This window comes from Isoptericola variabilis 225 (assembly GCF_000215105.1).
GTDB classification, from domain to species: Bacteria; Actinomycetota; Actinomycetes; order Actinomycetales; family Cellulomonadaceae; genus Isoptericola; species Isoptericola variabilis_A.
Genome location: NC_015588.1, coordinates 1,598,637 through 1,616,191 on the forward strand (window position 1 = coordinate 1,598,637; position 17,555 = coordinate 1,616,191).

Genomic DNA, 17,555 nt, shown 5'->3' on the forward strand with positions numbered 1-17,555 from the left:
CGCGGCTCAGGCCGTCCGCAGCACCATGCACGTGAGCCGTGCGGTGCACACGCGCCGCTCGCGCTCGTCGGTGACGACGATCTCGTAGGCCGCCGTCGTGCGGCCCAGGTGCAGCGCCCGCGCCTCGCCGCGCACCGTGCCCGACCGCACCGCCCGGTGGTGCGTCGCGTTGACCTCGATGCCGACCGCCGCCCGGTCCGGGCCCGCGTACTGCTGGGCGGCGACGCTGCCCAGCGTCTCGGCCAGCACGACGGAGGCGCCGCCGTGCAGCAGGCCCGCGGGCTGGGTGTTGCCCTCGACCGGCATGGTGCCCGTCGTGAGCTCCGCCGCCACGTGCTCGAGGACGATGCCCATGCGCTCGAGCAGGGTCCCGCGCGAGGCCTCGGTCCACTCGGCCGCGGTGGAGGGGTAGGTCCGGGGAGTGTCGGTCATGGGCGATAGGTTGGCACCCGTGACGACCACGACGCGAACCGGCGACCGCCCGCGCCTGCTCCTCATCGACGGGCACTCCATGGCCTACCGGGCGTTCTTCGCCCTGCCGGTGGAGAACTTCGCCACCCACTCGGGCCAGCCGACCAACGCCGTCTACGGCTTCACGTCGATGCTCATCAACCTCCTGCGCGACGAGGAGCCGACGCACGTCGCCGTCGCGTTCGACGCCGGGCGTCAGTCGTTCCGCACCGAGCTCCTGCCGAGCTACAAGGGCACGCGCGAGTCCAGCCCGGAGCCGTTCAAGGGCCAGGTCCCGCTCATCAAGGACATCCTCGCGGCGCTGCACGTGCCCACCCTCGAGCGGGAGGGCTACGAGGCGGACGACATCTTCGCGACGCTCGCGACCCAGGCCGCCGCGGCCGGCATGGAGGTGCTCGTCTGCTCGGGCGACCGCGACGCGTTCCAGCTCGTCTCCGACGACGTCACGGTGCTCTACCCCAAGCGCGGCGTCTCGGAGCTCACGCGCATGGACCGGGCCGCCGTCGTCGACAAGTACGGGGTCCCGCCCGAGCAGTACCCCGACCTCGCGGCCCTCGTGGGCGAGACGAGCGACAACCTGCCCGGCGTGGCGGGCGTCGGGCCCAAGACGGCGGCCAAGTGGATCACGACGTACGGCAGCCTCGAGGGGCTGCTCGACCACGTCGACGAGCTCAAGGGCAAGGCGGCCGAGAACCTGCGCGCCGCGGTCGAGCAGGTGCGGGTCAACCGCCGGCTCAACGCGCTCCTGACCGACCTCGAGCTGCCCGTCGGCCCCGACGACCTCGCGGTCCAGCCGTGGGACCGCGAGAGCGTGCACCAGGTCTTCGACGCGCTCGAGTTCCGCGTCCTGCGCGACCGGCTGTTCGCCCTCGCGCCCGAGGGCGAGGTCGAGCCCGAGTCGGGCATCGACGTCGACGTCGCGGACCTCGAGCCCGGCGGGCTCGCGGCCTGGCTGGCCGGGCGCGCGGGGCGCCGGCTCGGGCTCGACGTGTCGGGCACGCCGGTGCCCGGGGCGGGCGACGCGTGGGAGGTCGCCCTCGCCGACACGACCGGCGGCACCGCCGCGGCCGTCGGCCTCGACCTGTCCGAGCTCGACCCGGCCGACGAGAAGGCGCTCGCGGACTGGCTCGCGGACGCCGCCGCACCCAAGGCCGTCCACGGCGCCAAGGCGGCGTGGCACATGCTCGCGGCGCGCGGTCTCGACCTGCAGGGCGTCGACTTCGACACCGAGCTCGCGGCCTACCTGTGCTACCCCGACCAGCGCGGGTACGACCTCGGCGACCTCGTCGTGCGGCACCTCGGCCGCGAGCTGCGCGCCGACGACGCCGCGCCCGTCGGCGCGCAGGGCGCGCTCGACCTCGCGCTCGACGGCGCCGGCGACGACGCACGCTCGACGCGGCAGGCGGCGCGCGCGGCCGCGGTCGCCGACCTGGCGGGCGCGCTGTCGGGGCAGCTGGCCGACCGCGGCGTCGAGCACCTCCTGCACGACGTCGAGCTGCCGTTGTCGCGCGTCCTGGCGCGCATGGAGGCCACGGGCATCGCGGCGGACGTCGAGTACCTCGAGGGGCTCGAGCAGCAGTTCGCGGCGCACGTGGCCCGGTCGGCGGCGGAGGCGTACGACGTCATCGGCCGCGAGGTCAACCTCGGCAGCCCCAAGCAGCTGCAGGAGGTCCTGTTCGACGAGCTCGGGATGCCGAAGACCAAGCGCATCAAGACCGGCTACACCACCGACGCCGCGTCCCTGCAGGACCTGTACGTCAAGACGGGGCACCCGTTCCTCGAGCACCTCCTCGCGCACCGCGACGCCTCGCGGCTGCGCCAGACGGTCGAGGGGCTGCTCAAGTCGGTCGCGGCCGACGGGCGGATCCACACGACGTTCCAGCAGACCATCGCGGCGACCGGCCGCCTGAGCTCGGCCGAGCCGAACCTGCAGAACATCCCCATCCGCACCGAGGAGGGGCGCCGCATCCGCCGGGCCTTCCGCGTGGGGGAGGGGTACGCCGAGCTGCTCACGGCGGACTACAGCCAGATCGAGATGCGGATCATGGCGCACCTGTCGGGCGACGAGGGGCTCATCGAGGCGTTCCGCTCCGGCGAGGACCTGCACCGGTACGTCGGCTCGCGGGTCTTCGAGGTCGCGCCCGAGGACGTCACCCCGGAGATGCGCTCGAAGATCAAGGCCATGAGCTACGGGCTCGCGTACGGGCTGAGCGCCTTCGGGCTCTCGCAGCAGCTGACGATCCCCACGAGCGAGGCCCAGACGCTCATGGACGACTACTTCACGCGCTTCGGCGGCGTGCGGGACTACCTCACGGGCGTCGTGGCCGAGGCGCGCGCCACCGGCTACACCGCCACGATCCTCGGGCGGCGGCGCTACCTGCCGGACCTCACGAGCGACAACCGGCAGCGCCGCCAGATGGCCGAGCGCATGGCGCTCAACGCCCCGATCCAGGGCAGCGCCGCCGACATCATCAAGCTCGCGATGCTGGGCGTGCAGCGCGAGCTCGACGCCCGCGGGCTCGCGTCGCGCCTGCTCCTGCAGGTGCACGACGAGCTCGTGGTCGAGGTGGCGCCGGGGGAGCGGGAGGCCGCCGAGGAGGTGCTGCGCACCCAGATGGCCTCGGCCGTCGACCTCGACGTGCCGCTCGACGTGTCCGTCGGCGCGGGGCAGACCTGGCACGACGCCGGGCACTGAGCTCGCGCGGTCAGTCCCTGGTGGTGACGAACACCGCGGTGCCGGGCAGGTAGGCGCCGCGCTCCGGACCCCAGCCGCCCCACACCTGGTCGTTCCACGCGGGCCACTCGGGCTCGACGACGTCGCGCAGGCGCAGCCCGGCCGCGACGACGTCGCGCACGTGGTCGCCGACGGTGCGGTGGTACTCGGCGTACACGACGTGCCCGGCCGGGTCGGTCTCGACGTACGGCCGCCGGTCGAAGTACGACCGGTGCGCGGTCAGCCCGCGCAGGGTCGGGTCGTCGGGGAACGCCCAGCGCAGCGGGTGCGTGACCGAGAAGACCCACCGCCCGCCGGGACGCAGCACGCGGGCCGCCTCGGCGTGGACGCGCGTGGCGTCGGGCACGAACGGGACGACGCCGAACGACGTGAAGACGACGTCGAACGACGCGTCCGCGAACGGCAGCGCGCGGGCGTCGGCCTGGACGAGCGGCACCGCGACGCCCGTCGCGTCCGCGAGGCGCGCCGCGCCGTCGAGCATCCCGGCGGAGACGTCCGTCGCGACGACGCTCGCCCCGCGCGTCGCGAGCCAGCGCGAGCAGTGCGCCGCTCCCGCCCCGACCTCGAGCACGCGCGCGCCGGCGACGTCGCCGAGCAGGTGGGCCTCGTCCTCGGTGAGGCCCTCGGGGCCCCAGCGGAAGCCGGCGTCGCCGAGGAACGCGCCGTGCTCGTCGAGGTACTCGGCGGCGTGGGCGTCCCACCAGGGACGTGCCGCGGAGCCGCCCTCGTCGTCGGGCACGTCGCGGTACCCGACGTCCGCGACGTCGCGGGGGTCCGGGGACGGGGTGATCACCGCCTCATCGTGCCACGGCCGCGTTGACCCTCGATGGGGGCGTCGTTAGGATGTCATGCGGTGCAGTGCGCCTGTGTGCGCACGCGGCTGTCCCACCTTGCTGCACGACGCTGCGCCGAGACCCTGTCCGTACTACGCCCTGTCCGCATCGGAGCAACTACTCAATGACCATCTCCACCACGAAGTCCGCCCCGCAGGTCGCCGTGAACGACATCGGCACCGAGGACGACTTCCTTGCCGCCGTCGACGCCACCATCAAGTACTTCAACGATGGTGACATCGTCGAAGGCACGATCGTCAAGGTCGACCGCGACGAGGTCCTCCTTGACATCGGCTACAAGACGGAGGGCGTGATCCCGTCGCGCGAGCTCTCCATCAAGCACGACGTGGACCCGGGCGAGGTCGTCGCCGTCGGCGACGTCGTCGAGGCTCTCGTCCTCCAGAAGGAGGACAAGGAGGGTCGCCTGATCCTGTCCAAGAAGCGCGCCCAGTACGAGCGCGCCTGGGGCACGATCGAGAAGATCAAGGAGGAGGACGGCGTCGTCACGGGCACCGTCATCGAGGTCGTCAAGGGCGGCCTCATCCTCGACATCGGCCTGCGCGGCTTCCTCCCGGCCTCCCTCGTGGAGATGCGCCGCGTCCGCGACCTCGCGCCGTACGTCGGCAAGGAGATCGAGGCCAAGATCATCGAGCTCGACAAGAACCGCAACAACGTGGTGCTGTCGCGCCGCGCCTGGCTCGAGCAGACGCAGTCCGAGGTCCGCTCCACCTTCCTGCAGACGCTGCAGAAGGGCCAGGTGCGCTCCGGTGTCGTCTCGTCGATCGTCAACTTCGGTGCGTTCGTCGACCTGGGCGGCGTGGACGGTCTCGTGCACGTCTCCGAGCTGTCCTGGAAGCACATCGACCACCCGTCCGAGGTTGTCGAGGTGGGCCAGGAGGTCACGGTCGAGGTGCTCGACGTCGACTTCGACCGCGAGCGCGTCTCCCTGTCGCTGAAGGCGACGCAGGAGGACCCGTGGCAGACCTTCGCCCGCACGCACGCCATCGGCCAGGTCGTGCCCGGCAAGGTCACCAAGCTTGTCCCGTTCGGTGCGTTCGTGCGCGTCGAGGACGGCATCGAGGGCCTCGTGCACATCTCCGAGCTGGCCGTCCGCCACGTCGAGCTGCCCGAGCAGGTCGTCACGGTTGGCCAGGAGGTCTTCGTCAAGGTCATCGACATCGACCTCGAGCGTCGCCGCATCTCGCTGTCCCTCAAGCAGGCCAACGAGGGCGTCGACCCCGAGTCGGAGGACTTCGACCCCGCGCTGTACGGCATGGCGGCCGAGTACGACGAGAACGGCGAGTACAAGTACCCCGAGGGCTTCGACCCCGAGACCAACGAGTGGCTCGAGGGCTTCGAGGCGCAGCGGGAGGCCTGGGAGGCCGAGTACGCCAAGGCGCACGCGCGTTGGGAGGCGCACCGCGAGCAGGTGCGTGCCGCCCTCGCGGCCGACGCCGACGCGGCGGCGGGCGACGTCGTCTCCTCGGGCGGCGGCGCGTCGTCCTACTCCTCGGCTCCGGCCCAGCAGCAGGAGGCCACCGGCACGCTCGCCTCGGACGAGGCGCTCGCCGCGCTCCGTGAGAAGCTGACCGGCAACTGACCTCGTCAGTCACGACGGAGGCCCGTCACCCCACGAGGGGCGGCGGGCCTCCGTCGTTCGCCGAGGTAGCGCGTTCTCCGGCGAGGTAGCGCGTTTCTCGCCGAGGTAGCGCGTTCTGGCACGAGGTAGCGCCGGTTCCGGCGCTACCTCGTCGGTTCGGGCGCTACCTCGCGGGATCCTGCGCTACCTCGCCGGCGAACGCGCTACGTCGTCGGGTCGTGCGCTACCTCGGCGAACTGGGTGCGGTAGAGCTCGGCGTACAGGCCGCCCGTGGCGAGGAGCTCGGTGTGCGTGCCCTGCTCGACGACGCGACCGTCGTCGAGGACGACGATGCGGTCGGCGCCGCGCACGGTCGACAGCCGGTGCGCGATAACGAGCGAGGTGCGACCCGCGAGGGCCTCGTCGAGCGCCGCCTGCACCGCGGCCTCCGACTCGGAGTCGAGGTGGGCGGTCGCCTCGTCGAGCACGACGACGTCGGGCGCCTTGAGCAGCAGCCGCGCGATGGCGAGGCGCTGGCGCTCGCCGCCCGACAGGCGGTAGCCGCGGTCGCCGACGACCGTGTCGAGGCCTTCGGGCAGCCGGGACACGAGATCCCAGATCCGCGCCTGGCGCAGCGCCTGCTCGATGTCGGCGTCCGTGGCGTCGGGGCGCGCGAAGCGGAGGTTCTCCGCGACGGTGTCGTGGAACAGGTGCGCCTCCTGCGACACGACGCCGACGGTCGCGCGCAGCGAGGAGAACGTGACGTCGCGCAGGTCGGTGCCGGCGATGCGCACGGCGCCCGACGTCGGGTCGTACATGCGAGAGACGAGGTGGGAGACCGTCGTCTTGCCGGCGCCCGACGGACCGACGAGTGCCACCATCGCGCCCGCGGGCACGGTGAACGTCACGTCGTGCAGCGTGTCCGACGTCGGGTCCTTGCGCGCCGCGGCGACCGACTCGAGCGACGCGAGCGAGACCTCGTCGGCGCGCGGGTACCGGAACGTCACGTGGTCGAGCTCGACGCTCGCGCCGCGTGCGGCGACGGCCGCGCGCAGGTCCGCGGCGTCCGGCTTCTCGGCGACGGTGGGCTCGAGGTCGAGCACCTCGAGCACGCGCTCGAAGCTCACGAGCGCCGTCATGACGTCGACCTGGACGTTCGACATGGCCGTGAGCGGGCCGTAGAGCCGGCCGAGGTACGCGGTGAGCGCCACGACGCCGCCGATCGTGAGCTCGCCGGAGATGGCCTGCAGGCCGCCGAGACCGTAGACGATCGCGATCGCCACGGACGCGAGGGTCGTCAGGCCCACCCGGAACCACGTGCCGTACAACGCGCGCCGGACGCCGACGTCGCGCAGCATCCGCACCTGCTCGGCGTACCGGGCCGACTCGCGCACGGGGTCGCCGTACACCTTGGCCAGATGCGCTCCCGCGACGTTGAACCGCTCGTTCATGAGCTGGCCCGCGTCGGCGTTGAGCTCGTAGGACCGGCGCGTGAGATCCGCCAGGCGGCGGCCGAACCACCGCGCCGGCAGCACGAACGCGGGCACGAGCACGAGCGCGAGCAGCGTGAGGCGCCACGACATGACGAGCATCGCCGCGAGCGTGAACACGATCGTCAGCCCGTTCGACACCACGCTCTGCAGCGTCGAGGTGAAGGCCTGCTGCGCCCCGAGCACGTCCCCGTTGAGCCGCTGCACGAGCGCGCCGGTGCGCGTGCGCGCGAAGAACGCGAGCGGCATGCGCTGGACGTGGTCGAACACCGCGGTGCGCAGGTCCACGATGAGGCCCTCGCCGATCGAGGCCGACACCCAGCGCTCGACGACCGACAGCGCCGCGCCGACCAGCGCGAGCGCGGCCGCGGCGCCCGCGAGCAGGACGACGAGCCGGCGGTCCCCCTCGGCGATGCCGTCGTCGATGAGGTGCCGGAACAGCAGCGGCGTCGCCGCGCCGGCCGCGGCGCTGAGCACGAGCAGGCCGAGGAACACGGCCAGCAGGCGCCGGTACGGCCGGGAGAAGCCGAGGATCCGGCGCAGGGTCTCGCGTCCGAGCCGGCGCGACGCGACCGACGAGTCCTGCAGGTAGGACCGCATCGAGCCGCCGCCCGTGCCCGCGCGGCCGCCCCCGCCGGTGCGCGCGACGTCGGGCGGGTGGCCGGGCATGCTCATGCCGGGAAGCCTACGCCGGGACTCGGCACGCCCTGCCGGGCTGGGGCAGGATGGTCCCCATGTTCCGGATCGGGCTCACGGGCGGCATCGCCGCGGGGAAGTCGGTCGTCGCGCGTCGCCTCGGCGAGCTCGGCGCCGTCGTGATCGACCACGACGGGCTGGCGCGCGAGGCGGTCGCGCCCGGCTCGGTCGGGCTGGAGGAGATCGTCGAGGCGTTCGGCCCGCAGGTGCTCGCGCCGGACGGCTCGCTCGACCGGCCGGCGCTGGGGCGGGTCGTGTTCGCCGACGACGCCGCGCGCGCCCGGCTCGAGGGCATCGTCCACCCGGAGGTGCGCCGGCTGTCGGCCGAGCGCGAGGCCGCCGCCGGCGCCGCGGACCCGCGCGCCGTCGTCGTGCACGACATCCCGCTCCTCGTCGAGACCGGCCAGGCCGACCGGTTCCATCTTCTGGTCGTGGTGCACGCGCCCGCCGAGCAGCGCGTGCGCCGGCTCGTCGAGGGCCGCGGCATGACCGAGGCCGACGCGCGGGCGCGCGTCGCCGCGCAGGCCTCCGACGACGCGCGGCTCGCCGCCGCGGACGTCACGCTCGACGGCACCGGCACCGAGGAGGCGCTGCGCGAGCAGGTCGACGCGCTGTGGGAGCGCGTCGGGCGCGAGGTCGCCGAGGAGCTCGCGGCCGAGGAGGCCGAGCGCGCGTGAGGGTGCTCGTCACCGGCTTCGAGCCGTTCGGGGGCGACGCCGTCAACGAGTCCTGGGAGGCGGTGCAGGAGCTCGAGCGACGGTGGACCGGGCCCGCCAGGCTCGTCGCGGCCCGCCTGCCCGTCACCTTCGCGGGCGCCCGGACCGCGCTCGACGCGCTCGTCGCGGAGCACGCGCCCGACGTCGTGGTGTGCACGGGGCTCGCGGCCGGTACCGAGGCGGTGCGGCTCGAGCGGGTCGCGCTCAACGTCGCCGACGCGCGCATCCCGGACAACGCGGGCGCCCAGCCGGTCGACGAGCCCGTGGTCGACGGCGGCCCGGTCGCCTACCTCAGCACCCTGCCGCTCAAGGCGACGCTCGCCGCGCTGCGCGACGCGGGGCTGCGCGCGGTCGTGAGCAACACCGCGGGCACCTACGTGTGCAACGCCACGTTCTACGCGCTCGCGCACCTGCTCGCCGGCCGCCCGGGCGTCCGGGCGGGCTTCGTGCACCTGCCGCGCGCGGACGTCCTGCCTGCCCGGGACGCCGCACGGGCGCTCGCGGTGGTCGTGCGCACCGCCGTCGAGCACGCGGCCGGGCGGGTCGCCGAGCCGGCGCTCGCGGCCGGCGCGGAGCACTGAGGGGGCCGCGGCCGACCCGGGCGCCCCACGATGTCGGTGGCGCGGCCTACCGTAGGGTCATGCGACCCGTGACCGACCTGCAGCGCGCGGTGGCCCCCTTCGAGGTGGTCTCCGAGTTCTCGCCGTCCGGCGACCAGCCGGCCGCGATCGCCCAGCTGGCCGAACGCATCCAGGCGGGGGAGAAGGACGTCGTCCTCCTGGGCGCCACGGGCACCGGCAAGAGCGCGACCACCGCGTGGCTCATCGAGAAGCTCCAGCGGCCGACGCTCGTCATGGCGCCGAACAAGACGCTCGCCGCGCAGCTCGCGACCGAGTTCCGCGAGCTGCTGCCCAACAACGCGGTCGAGTACTTCGTGTCGTACTACGACTACTACCAGCCCGAGGCGTACATCGCGCAGACGGACACCTACATCGAGAAGGACTCGTCGATCAACGACGAGGTCGAGCGGCTGCGGCACTCCGCGACGTCGTCGCTGCTCACGCGCCGCGACACGATCGTGGTCGCGTCGGTGTCGTGCATCTACGGCCTGGGCACCCCGCAGGAGTACGTGGACCGCATGGTCCGGCTCGACGTCGGCGACGTCGTCGACCGCGACGAGATGCTGCGCCGGTTCGTGCAGATGCAGTACACGCGCAACGACATGGCGTTCACCCGCGGCACGTTCCGGGTCCGCGGCGACACGGTCGAGATCATCCCGGTCTACGAGGAGCTCGCCGTGCGTATCGAGATGTTCGGCGACGAGATCGAGGCGATCCAGACGCTGCACCCGCTCACGGGCGAGGTCGTGCGCGACGAGCAGAGCGTCTACCTGTTCCCCGCCACGCACTACGTCGCCGGACCGGAACGCATGGAGCGCGCGATCGAGGGCATCGAGGCCGAGCTCGAGGAGCGCCTCGCCGAGCTGGAGCGGCAGAACAAGCTGCTCGAGGCGCAGCGGCTGCGCATGCGCACGACGTACGACATCGAGATGATGCGCTCGATCGGCACGTGCAACGGCATCGAGAACTACTCGCGGCACATCGACGGCCGCGCGGCCGGCTCACCGCCGAACACGCTGCTCGACTACTTCCCCGAGGACTTCCTGCTCGTCATCGACGAGTCGCACGTGACCGTCCCGCAGATCGGCGCCATGTACGAGGGCGACATGTCGCGCAAGCGCTCGCTCGTCGAGCACGGCTTCCGCCTGCCCAGCGCGATGGACAACCGGCCCCTGCGCTGGGAGGAGTTCGTCGAGCGCATCGGCCAGACGGTCTACCTGTCAGCGACGCCCGGCGACTACGAGCTGTCCATGTCGGACGGCGTGGTCGAGCAGATCATCCGCCCGACCGGCCTCGTCGACCCGGAGGTCGTGGTCAAGCCGACGACCGGCCAGATCGACGACCTGCTGCACGAGATCCGCGAGCGGGTCGAGCGCGACGAGCGCGTCCTCGTCACGACGCTGACCAAGAAGATGGCGGAGGACCTCACCGACTACCTGCTCGAGAAGGACGTGCGGGTGCGGTACCTGCACTCCGAGGTCGACACGCTGCGGCGCGTCGAGCTGCTGCGCGAGCTGCGCCTCGGCGAGTACGACGTGCTCGTCGGCATCAACCTGCTCCGCGAGGGTCTCGACCTGCCGGAGGTGTCGCTCGTCGCGATCCTCGACGCGGACAAGGAGGGCTTCCTGCGCTCGGAGCGGTCGCTCATCCAGACGATCGGCCGCGCCGCCCGCAACGTCACCGGTCAGGTGCACATGTACGCCGACAAGGTCACGCCGGCGATGCGGTACGCGATCGACGAGACCAACCGGCGCCGCGCGAAGCAGATCGCCTACAACACCGAGCGCGGGATCGACCCGCAGCCGCTGCGCAAGAAGATCGCCGACGTCACGGACATGCTCGCGCGCGAGGACATCGACACCCAGCAGCTCCTCGCCGGCGGCTACCGCAAGCCGGCCGCCACGGGCAAGGGGCGCGCGCCCCTGCCGGGCGCGCCCAAGGAGGGCGCGACGACGGGCAACCGGCTCGCGGGTGCCGCGGCGGGCGAGCTCGCGGAGCTGATCCAGGAGCTCAGCGACCAGATGCACGCCGCGGCCGCGGAGCTGCAGTTCGAGGTCGCCGCCCGGCTGCGCGACGAGATCGCCGGGCTCAAGAAGGAGCTGCGCCAGATGCAGGCCGCCACGGCCTGAACCTGCGGCGAGACACGCGTCACCGTGAGACGGCGGGAGACGCGGCGGTGACGTGCCGTATGCTTGCACGTCGTTGGAGGGGAGTACTCCGCAAGCGGTGGGATCGTCATCACGACCGGCGTCGAGGCCGGTTCGGTCCCACCCGCCGGTGGCCGCGAGGCCGGGGTGGAGAAGACCTCCGGTGCTCAGTGCTACGTACCGGAGGGGGAACCCGTGGACGTACCCGTGTGGGTATGGATCGTCACCGTCGCCGTCATCCTGGCGATGCTCGCCGTCGACTACCTCGGCCACGTGCGCACGCCGCACGCGCCGTCGCTGCGCGAGTCGGCGTGGTGGTCGCTGGCCTACGTCGGCGTCGCGATCGTGTTCGGCTTCATCGTGTGGGCCGGCTGGGGCGCGACGTACGGCGGCGAGTACTTCGCCGGCTACATCACCGAGAAGTCGTTGAGCGTCGACAACCTCTTCGTCTTCGTGCTCATCATGACGAGCTTCCGGGTGCCGCGGGAGTACCAGCAGCGCGTGCTGCTCATCGGGATCACGATCGCGCTGGTGCTGCGCACGGTGTTCATCGTGGCGGGCGTCGCGCTCATCGAGAACTTCAGCTGGGTGTTCTACGTCTTCGGCGCGTTCCTCATCTGGACCGCGATCGCGCAGGCGCGCTCCGGCACGGAGCACGAGGAGGAGTACCACGAGAACGCCCTGCTGCGGCTCACGCGCCGGCTGCTCCCGACGACGGACACCTACGTCGGCGACCGCATGCTCGTGAAGGTCGACGGCAGGCGCTTCATCACGCCCATGCTCATCGTGATGATCGCCATCGGCAGCGCCGACCTGCTGTTCGCGGTGGACTCGATCCCGGCGATCTTCGGCCTCACGCAGGAGGCGTTCCTCGTCTTCACGGCGAACGCGTTCTCGCTGCTCGGCCTGCGCCAGCTCTACTTCCTCGTGGACGGCCTGCTCGACCGGCTCGTCTACCTCGCCTACGGCCTCGCCGCGATCCTCGGCTTCATCGGCATCAAGCTCGTCATCCACGCGCTGCACACCAACGAGCTGGCGTTCATCAACGGCGGCGAGCACGTCGAGGTGATCCCCGAGATCCCGACGGCGGTCTCCCTGACCTACATCGTGGTCGTCCTGGCCATCACCACGGTGGCCTCCCTGCTCAGCGGCCGCCGCGCCAAGGTCGGACAGACCTTCGGTGAGGACGCCTCGTGATCCACGAGCTGCCCGTCTGGTTCGAGGGCGTCGCCCTCACCGCGATCCTCGTGCTCCTCCTCGCGGACCTCGCGATCGTGGCGCGCCGTCCGCACGTGCCGAGCATGCGCGAGAGCGCCCTCTGGGTCTCGTTCTACGTGGGGCTGGCCGTCGTCTTCGGGCTGGTCGTGGCCGCCGTGGGCGGCGGCGCGCCCGCGGGCGAGTTCTTCGCCGGCTGGCTCACCGAGTACTCGCTGAGCGTCGACAACCTCTTCGTGTTCGTCATCATCATGTCGCGCTTCGCGGTGCCGCGGGACCAGCAGCAGAAGGTCCTCATGGTCGGCATCATCGTCGCGCTCGTCCTGCGCGCCGGCTTCATCCTCGCGGGCGCCGCGATCATCGAGCAGTTCGTCTGGGTCTTCTACCTGTTCGGCGCCTTCCTCATCTACACCGCGGTCAAGCTCCTCGCGGGCGACGACGAGGACGAGGAGTACAAGGAGAACGTCGCGATCCGGCTGCTGCGGCGCGTCGTCCCCGTCACCGAGCACTACGACGGCTCGCGCGTGCGGACCGTGGTCGACGGGCGGCGCCTCTTCACCCCGATGCTCGTGGTGTTCGTCGCGATCGGCACGACCGACCTGCTGTTCGCGCTCGACTCGATCCCCGCGATCTTCGGCCTCACCAAGGACCCGTTCATCGTCTTCACGACGAACGTGTTCGCCCTCATGGGCCTGCGCCAGCTGTACTTCCTGCTCGGCGGGCTGCTCGAGAGGCTCGTCTACCTGCCCGTGGCGCTCGCGGTCATCCTGGGCTTCATCGGCGTCAAGCTCGTCTTCGAGGCGATGCACGAGAACACGCTGCCGTTCGTCAACGGCGGCGAGCACATCGCCTGGGCGCCCGAGATCCCGATCTGGCTCTCGCTCACGGTCATCATCGGCTCGCTGGCGATCGCGACGGTCGCCAGCCTGTGGAAGACGGCGCGGGCCGCGGCGATCGCGGCCCGTGAGCTCGAGGCCGAGCTGGCGGGGGGCGACGCCGTGACGACCCGCGAGCCCTGAGCGGCGCGCTCAGCTCGCGAAGCCGCCGATCACCGGCACCCACTCGCGAGCCGAGCGCTCGACGACGAGACCCTCGCGGCGGAACGGGTCGTCGTCGAGCGCCCGCAGCGCGCCCGTGACGTCGTCGGCCTCGACGACGAGCAGCGCGCCCGCCGGTGCCCCGTCGGTCGCGGGCAGCGGTCCCGAGACGCGCACGACGCCGCGCTCGTGGAGCGCGCGCAGGTACGCGCGGTGGTCGGCTCGCACGGCGTCGAGACGGTCGGTGTCGCTGCTGTACACGTAGGTGACGGCGAAGGTGGCCATGGAGGGCATCCAAGCACGTCGCGGGCTCTTCCCGTCGGGGGCGTCCGCGTCACCAGCCGCGGGCACGCCACTCGGCCAGGTGCGGGCGCTCGGCGCCGAGCGTCGTGTCGCGGCCGTGGCCCGGGTAGACCCAGGTGTCGTCGCCGTACTGCTCGAAGAGGCGTGCGGTGACGTCGCCGATGAGGCTCGCGAACCGCGCCGGGTCGCCCTGGGTGTTGCCGACGCCGCCCGGGAACAGCGAGTCGCCCGTGAACAGGTGGCTGCGCCCGGAGTCCTCGGCGCCGACCAGGGCGAGGGCGACCGATCCCGGCGTGTGCCCGCGCAGGTGCACGACGTCGAGGCGTAGCTCGCCCAGGGCCAGCACGTCTCCGTCCAGCAGCGGGTCGGTCACCTCCACCCCGGTGGCCCCCTCGATCGCCTCGGCGTCGTCCGCCCCGGCCGCGGTGCGCGCCCCGGTCGCGTCCACGACGTCGGCGAGCGCACCGAGGTGGTCGCGGTGCCGGTGCGTCGTCACGACGACGGCGAGCGGGCCGGTCGGGCACGCCTCGCCGACCTGCTCGACGAGCTCGAGCAGGAGGGACGCGTCGGCCGCGGCGTCGACGAGCATGCGCAAGCCCGTGGCCCGGCACGCGACGACGTACGCGGCGTTGTCGGTCGGGCCGACCGACCGCTTCGCGACGACCGCGCGGTCGAGCACGCGCACGTCGGGAGGGCCGCCCGGGCGGACATCACCGGTGTAGCCGCTGGTGGTGCTCACGGGCCCAGCCTGCCACCGCCGTCGGCTCGGCGTCGGCACGGTGTGATCCGTAGAACATCTGTGCGAATGTCGGTGGGCGGCCGCTAGGATGCTGCGGTGAGCAATCGCCTCGTCGTCTCCGGTGCCCGCGAGCACAACCTGCGGAACGTCGATCTCGACATGCCCCGGGACTCGCTCATCGTGTTCACGGGGCTCTCGGGCTCCGGCAAGTCCTCGCTCGCCTTCGACACGATCTTCGCCGAGGGGCAGCGCCGCTACGTGGAGTCGCTGTCCGCGTACGCGCGGCAGTTCCTCGGGCAGATGGACAAGCCGGACGTCGACTTCATCGAGGGCCTGTCGCCCGCGGTGTCGATCGACCAGAAGTCGACGAACCGCAACCCGCGGTCGACCGTCGGCACGATCACCGAGGTGTACGACTACCTGCGGCTGCTGTTCGCGCGTGCCGGCACGCAGCACTGCCCGGTGTGCGGCGAGCCGGTGCAGAAGCAGACGCCGCAGCAGATCGTCGACAAGCTCCTCGAGCTGCCCGAGGGCACGCGCTACCAGGTGCTCGCGCCCGTCGTCCGCGGCCGCAAGGGCGAGTACGCCGATCTCTTCACCGAGCTGCAGTCGCAGGGCTTCGCCCGCGCGCGCGTCGACGGCGAGGTCGTCCAGCTGACCAGCCCGCCCACGCTCGAGAAGAAGCTCAAGCACGACATCGAGGTCGTCGTCGACCGCCTCGTCGCGCGCGAGGGCGTGCAGCGCCGCCTCACCGACTCGGTCGAGACCGCGCTGCGGCTCGCGGGCGGGCTCGTGATGATCGAGCTCGTCGACGCCGACATCGACGACCTCGGCCGCATCCGCAAGTTCTCGGAGAAGCGCGCCTGCCCCAACGACCACCCGCTGACGCTCGACGAGATCGAGCCGCGCACGTTCTCGTTCAACGCCCCGTACGGCGCCTGCCCGGAGTGCACGGGCATCGGGTTCCGTCTCGAGGTGGACCCCGACCTCGTGGTCCCCGACGAGGAGAGGTCGCTCGCCGAGGGCGCGATCGTGCCGTGGGCGCAGACGTCGTCGGAGTACTTCACGCGGGTGCTGTCGGCGCTCGCGGAGGAGATGAGCTTTTCCATGGACGTGCCGTGGCGCGCGCTGCCGCAGCGCGCCAAGGACGCGATCCTGCACGGGCGGGACCACCAGGTGCACGTGCGCTACCGCAACCGCTGGGGCCGCGAGCGCCAGTACTCGACCGGCTTCGAGGGCGTGATCACGTTCATCGAGCGCCGGCACCGCGAGACGGAGTCGGACTGGTCGAAGGAGCGCTACGAGGCCTTCATGCGCGAGGTCCCGTGCCCCGTGTGCCAGGGCGCTCGCCTCAAGCCCGAGGTGCTGGCGGTCAAGGTCGGCGGCAAGTCCATCTGGGACGTGTGCCGCATGCCGATCGACCAGGCCAAGGAGTTCCTCGACGGGCTCGAGCTGGGCCCGCGCGAGCGGGCGATCGCCGGCGAGGTCCTCAAGGAGGTGCACGCCCGGCTCGGGTTCCTGCTCGACGTCGGGCTGCACTACCTGTCCCTCGAGCGCCCGGCGGGCACGCTCTCGGGCGGCGAGGCGCAGCGCATCCGGCTCGCGACGCAGATCGGCTCGGGGCTCGTGGGCGTGCTGTACGTGCTCGACGAGCCGAGCATCGGCCTGCACCAGCGCGACAACCGGCGGCTCATCGACACCCTCACCCGCCTGCGCGACCTGGGCAACACGCTCATCGTCGTGGAGCACGACGAGGACACGATCCGCGCGGCCGACTGGATCGTCGACGTCGGGCCGGGCGCGGGCGAGCACGGGGGACAGGTCGTCCACTCGGGCGAGTACGCCGGCCTGCTCGAGGCCGAGGGGTCCCTGACGGGCGCCTACCTGTCGGGGCGCCGGAGCATCCCCGTGCCGGCGTCGCGCCGCCCGGTCGACCCCGACCGTCAGGTCACCGTCGTCGGCGCGCGCGAGAACAACCTGCGCGGCATCGACGTGTCGTTCCCGCTGGGCGTGCTCACGGCCGTCACGGGCGTGTCGGGCTCGGGCAAGTCGACGCTGGTCAACTCGATCCTCTACACGACGCTCGCGAACCAGCTCAACGGTGCCCGGCAGGTCGCGGGCCGGCACACGCGTGTCACCGGCACCGAGCACCTCGACAAGGTCGTGCACGTCGACCAGGGGCCGATCGGGCGCACGCCGCGCTCGAACCCCGCGACGTACACCGGCGTGTGGGACCGGATCCGCAAGATCTTCGCCGAGACCGAGGAGGCCAAGGTCCGCGGGTACGGGCCCGGCCGCTTCTCGTTCAACGTCAAGGGCGGGCGCTGCGAGGCGTGCGCGGGCGACGGCACGCTCAAGATCGAGATGAACTTCCTGCCCGACGTCTACGTCCCGTGCGAGGTCTGCCACGGCGCCCGGTACAACCGCGAGACGCTCGAGGTGCACTTCAAGGGCAAGACGGTCGCCGACGTGCTCGACATGCCGATCGAGGAGGCCGCCGAGTTCTTCAAGGCGTTCCCCGCGATCTCGCGCTACCTCACGACGCTCGTCGAGGTGGGCCTCGGCTACGTGCGTCTGGGTCAGCCCGCCCCGACGCTGTCGGGCGGCGAGGCGCAGCGCGTGAAGCTCGCGAGCGAGCTGCAGCGGCGTTCGACCGGCCGGACGATCTACGTGCTCGACGAGCCGACGACCGGCCTGCACTTCGAGGACATCCGCAAGCTGCTCGGTGTCCTGCAGTCGCTGGTCGACAAGGGCAACACGGTGCTCGTCATCGAGCACAACCTCGACGTCATCAAGAGTGCGGACTGGATCGTCGACATGGGGCCCGAGGGCGGCTCGGGCGGCGGCACGGTGGTCGCGCAGGGCACCCCGGAGGAGGTGGCCAAGGTCTCCGAGAGCCACACCGGCCGGTTCCTCGCCGAGATCCTGGGCACCCGGTCCGGTAGGCGCAGCGCGGCCTGACCCCCTAGTTTTGG

Annotated in this window: 13 protein-coding genes; 8 read left to right on the plus strand and 5 right to left on the minus strand. The window is 72.1% G+C overall.

Translation table 11 applies throughout. The features are described 5' to 3' along the window. Nucleotides 1-6: 6 nt before the first annotated feature. The gene (locus ISOVA_RS07405) at nucleotides 7-432 is read right to left on the minus strand and encodes a hotdog fold thioesterase (RefSeq protein WP_013838622.1); all 426 of its coding nucleotides are present in this window, start codon (nucleotides 430-432) and stop codon (nucleotides 7-9) included. Here ISOVA_RS07405 and polA point away from each other — a divergent pair. Beyond that, nucleotides 431-3,166, plus strand: coding sequence for a DNA polymerase I (polA, locus tag ISOVA_RS07410; protein WP_041294808.1), 2,736 nt, complete (start codon nucleotides 431-433; stop codon nucleotides 3,164-3,166). The genes ISOVA_RS07405 and polA overlap by 2 nt on opposite strands. A 10-nt stretch (nucleotides 3,167-3,176) precedes the next feature. On the opposite strand, the gene ISOVA_RS07415 is transcribed toward polA, so the two are convergent. Beyond that, entirely contained in the window at nucleotides 3,177-3,998 is an 822-nt protein-coding gene (locus ISOVA_RS07415; protein WP_013838624.1) for a class I SAM-dependent methyltransferase, read from the minus strand. A 164-nt stretch (nucleotides 3,999-4,162) separates the two neighbouring features. Here ISOVA_RS07415 and rpsA point away from each other — a divergent pair, with 164 nt between their 5' ends. Continuing rightward, complete coding sequence (gene rpsA, locus ISOVA_RS07420) at nucleotides 4,163-5,638, plus strand: 30S ribosomal protein S1 (RefSeq protein WP_013838625.1); 1,476 nt, start codon at nucleotides 4,163-4,165, stop codon at nucleotides 5,636-5,638. 203 nt (nucleotides 5,639-5,841) lie between these two features. Here rpsA and ISOVA_RS07425 read toward each other — a convergent pair whose 3' ends face one another. Beyond that, complete coding sequence (locus ISOVA_RS07425) at nucleotides 5,842-7,782, minus strand: ABC transporter ATP-binding protein (protein ID WP_013838626.1); 1,941 nt, start codon at nucleotides 7,780-7,782, stop codon at nucleotides 5,842-5,844. Between the two features lie 59 nt (nucleotides 7,783-7,841). Between ISOVA_RS07425 and coaE the strand changes: the two genes are divergently transcribed. The 5 genes from coaE to ISOVA_RS07450 all read left to right on the plus strand — a co-directional run bounded on the left by coaE (nucleotide 7,842) and on the right by ISOVA_RS07450 (nucleotide 13,520). Next, nucleotides 7,842-8,480 carry a dephospho-CoA kinase gene (gene coaE, locus ISOVA_RS07430; RefSeq protein WP_013838627.1) on the plus strand — a complete coding sequence of 213 codons (639 nt, stop codon included), beginning with the start codon at nucleotides 7,842-7,844 and terminating at the stop codon, nucleotides 8,478-8,480. Further along, nucleotides 8,477-9,100: a pyroglutamyl-peptidase I gene (pcp, locus tag ISOVA_RS07435; RefSeq protein ID WP_013838628.1), complete on the plus strand. Its 624-nt coding sequence runs from the start codon at nucleotides 8,477-8,479 to the stop codon at nucleotides 9,098-9,100. Before coaE ends, pcp begins: the two co-directional genes overlap by 4 nt. A gap of 59 nt (nucleotides 9,101-9,159) precedes the next feature. Continuing rightward, nucleotides 9,160-11,268 carry an excinuclease ABC subunit UvrB gene (gene uvrB, locus ISOVA_RS07440; protein WP_013838629.1) on the plus strand — a complete coding sequence of 703 codons (2,109 nt, stop codon included), beginning with the start codon at nucleotides 9,160-9,162 and terminating at the stop codon, nucleotides 11,266-11,268. Between the two features lie 213 nt (nucleotides 11,269-11,481). Next, nucleotides 11,482-12,483: a TerC family protein gene (locus tag ISOVA_RS07445; protein WP_013838630.1), complete on the plus strand. Its 1,002-nt coding sequence runs from the start codon at nucleotides 11,482-11,484 to the stop codon at nucleotides 12,481-12,483. Beyond that, nucleotides 12,480-13,520 (plus strand): TerC family protein, encoded by a 1,041-nt coding sequence (locus tag ISOVA_RS07450; RefSeq protein ID WP_013838631.1) that lies wholly within the window; start codon nucleotides 12,480-12,482, stop codon nucleotides 13,518-13,520. Before ISOVA_RS07445 ends, ISOVA_RS07450 begins: the two co-directional genes overlap by 4 nt. 9 nt (nucleotides 13,521-13,529) lie before the next feature. Here ISOVA_RS07450 and ISOVA_RS07455 read toward each other — a convergent pair whose 3' ends face one another. Further along, entirely contained in the window at nucleotides 13,530-13,823 is a 294-nt protein-coding gene (locus ISOVA_RS07455) for a YciI family protein (protein ID WP_013838632.1), read from the minus strand. A gap of 49 nt (nucleotides 13,824-13,872) precedes the next feature. Next, nucleotides 13,873-14,580: an MBL fold metallo-hydrolase gene (locus tag ISOVA_RS07460; RefSeq protein ID WP_013838633.1), complete on the minus strand. Its 708-nt coding sequence runs from the start codon at nucleotides 14,578-14,580 to the stop codon at nucleotides 13,873-13,875. Nucleotides 14,581-14,676: 96 nt separating this feature from the next. Between ISOVA_RS07460 and uvrA the strand changes: the two genes are divergently transcribed. Next, nucleotides 14,677-17,541, plus strand: a complete 2,865-nt coding sequence (gene uvrA, locus ISOVA_RS07465; RefSeq protein ID WP_013838634.1) for an excinuclease ABC subunit UvrA — start codon at nucleotides 14,677-14,679, stop codon at nucleotides 17,539-17,541. Nucleotides 17,542-17,555: the final 14 nt, after the last annotated feature.

Bases quoted from the DNA above. Each gene is read 5' to 3' on its own strand.
- polA (WP_041294808.1), top strand. From the start codon at position 431: ATGGGCGATAGGTTGGCACCCGTGACGACCACGACGCGAACCGGCGAC.
- ISOVA_RS07405 (WP_013838622.1), bottom strand. From the start codon at position 432: ATGACCGACACTCCCCGGACCTACCCCTCCACCGCGGCCGAGTGGACC.
- ISOVA_RS07425 (WP_013838626.1), bottom strand. From the start codon at position 7,782: ATGAGCATGCCCGGCCACCCGCCCGACGTCGCGCGCACCGGCGGGGGC.
- rpsA (WP_013838625.1), top strand. From the start codon at position 4,163: ATGACCATCTCCACCACGAAGTCCGCCCCGCAGGTCGCCGTGAACGAC.
- ISOVA_RS07455 (WP_013838632.1), bottom strand. From the start codon at position 13,823: ATGGCCACCTTCGCCGTCACCTACGTGTACAGCAGCGACACCGACCGT.
- coaE (WP_013838627.1), top strand. From the start codon at position 7,842: ATGTTCCGGATCGGGCTCACGGGCGGCATCGCCGCGGGGAAGTCGGTC.
- uvrB (WP_013838629.1), top strand. From the start codon at position 9,160: ATGCGACCCGTGACCGACCTGCAGCGCGCGGTGGCCCCCTTCGAGGTG.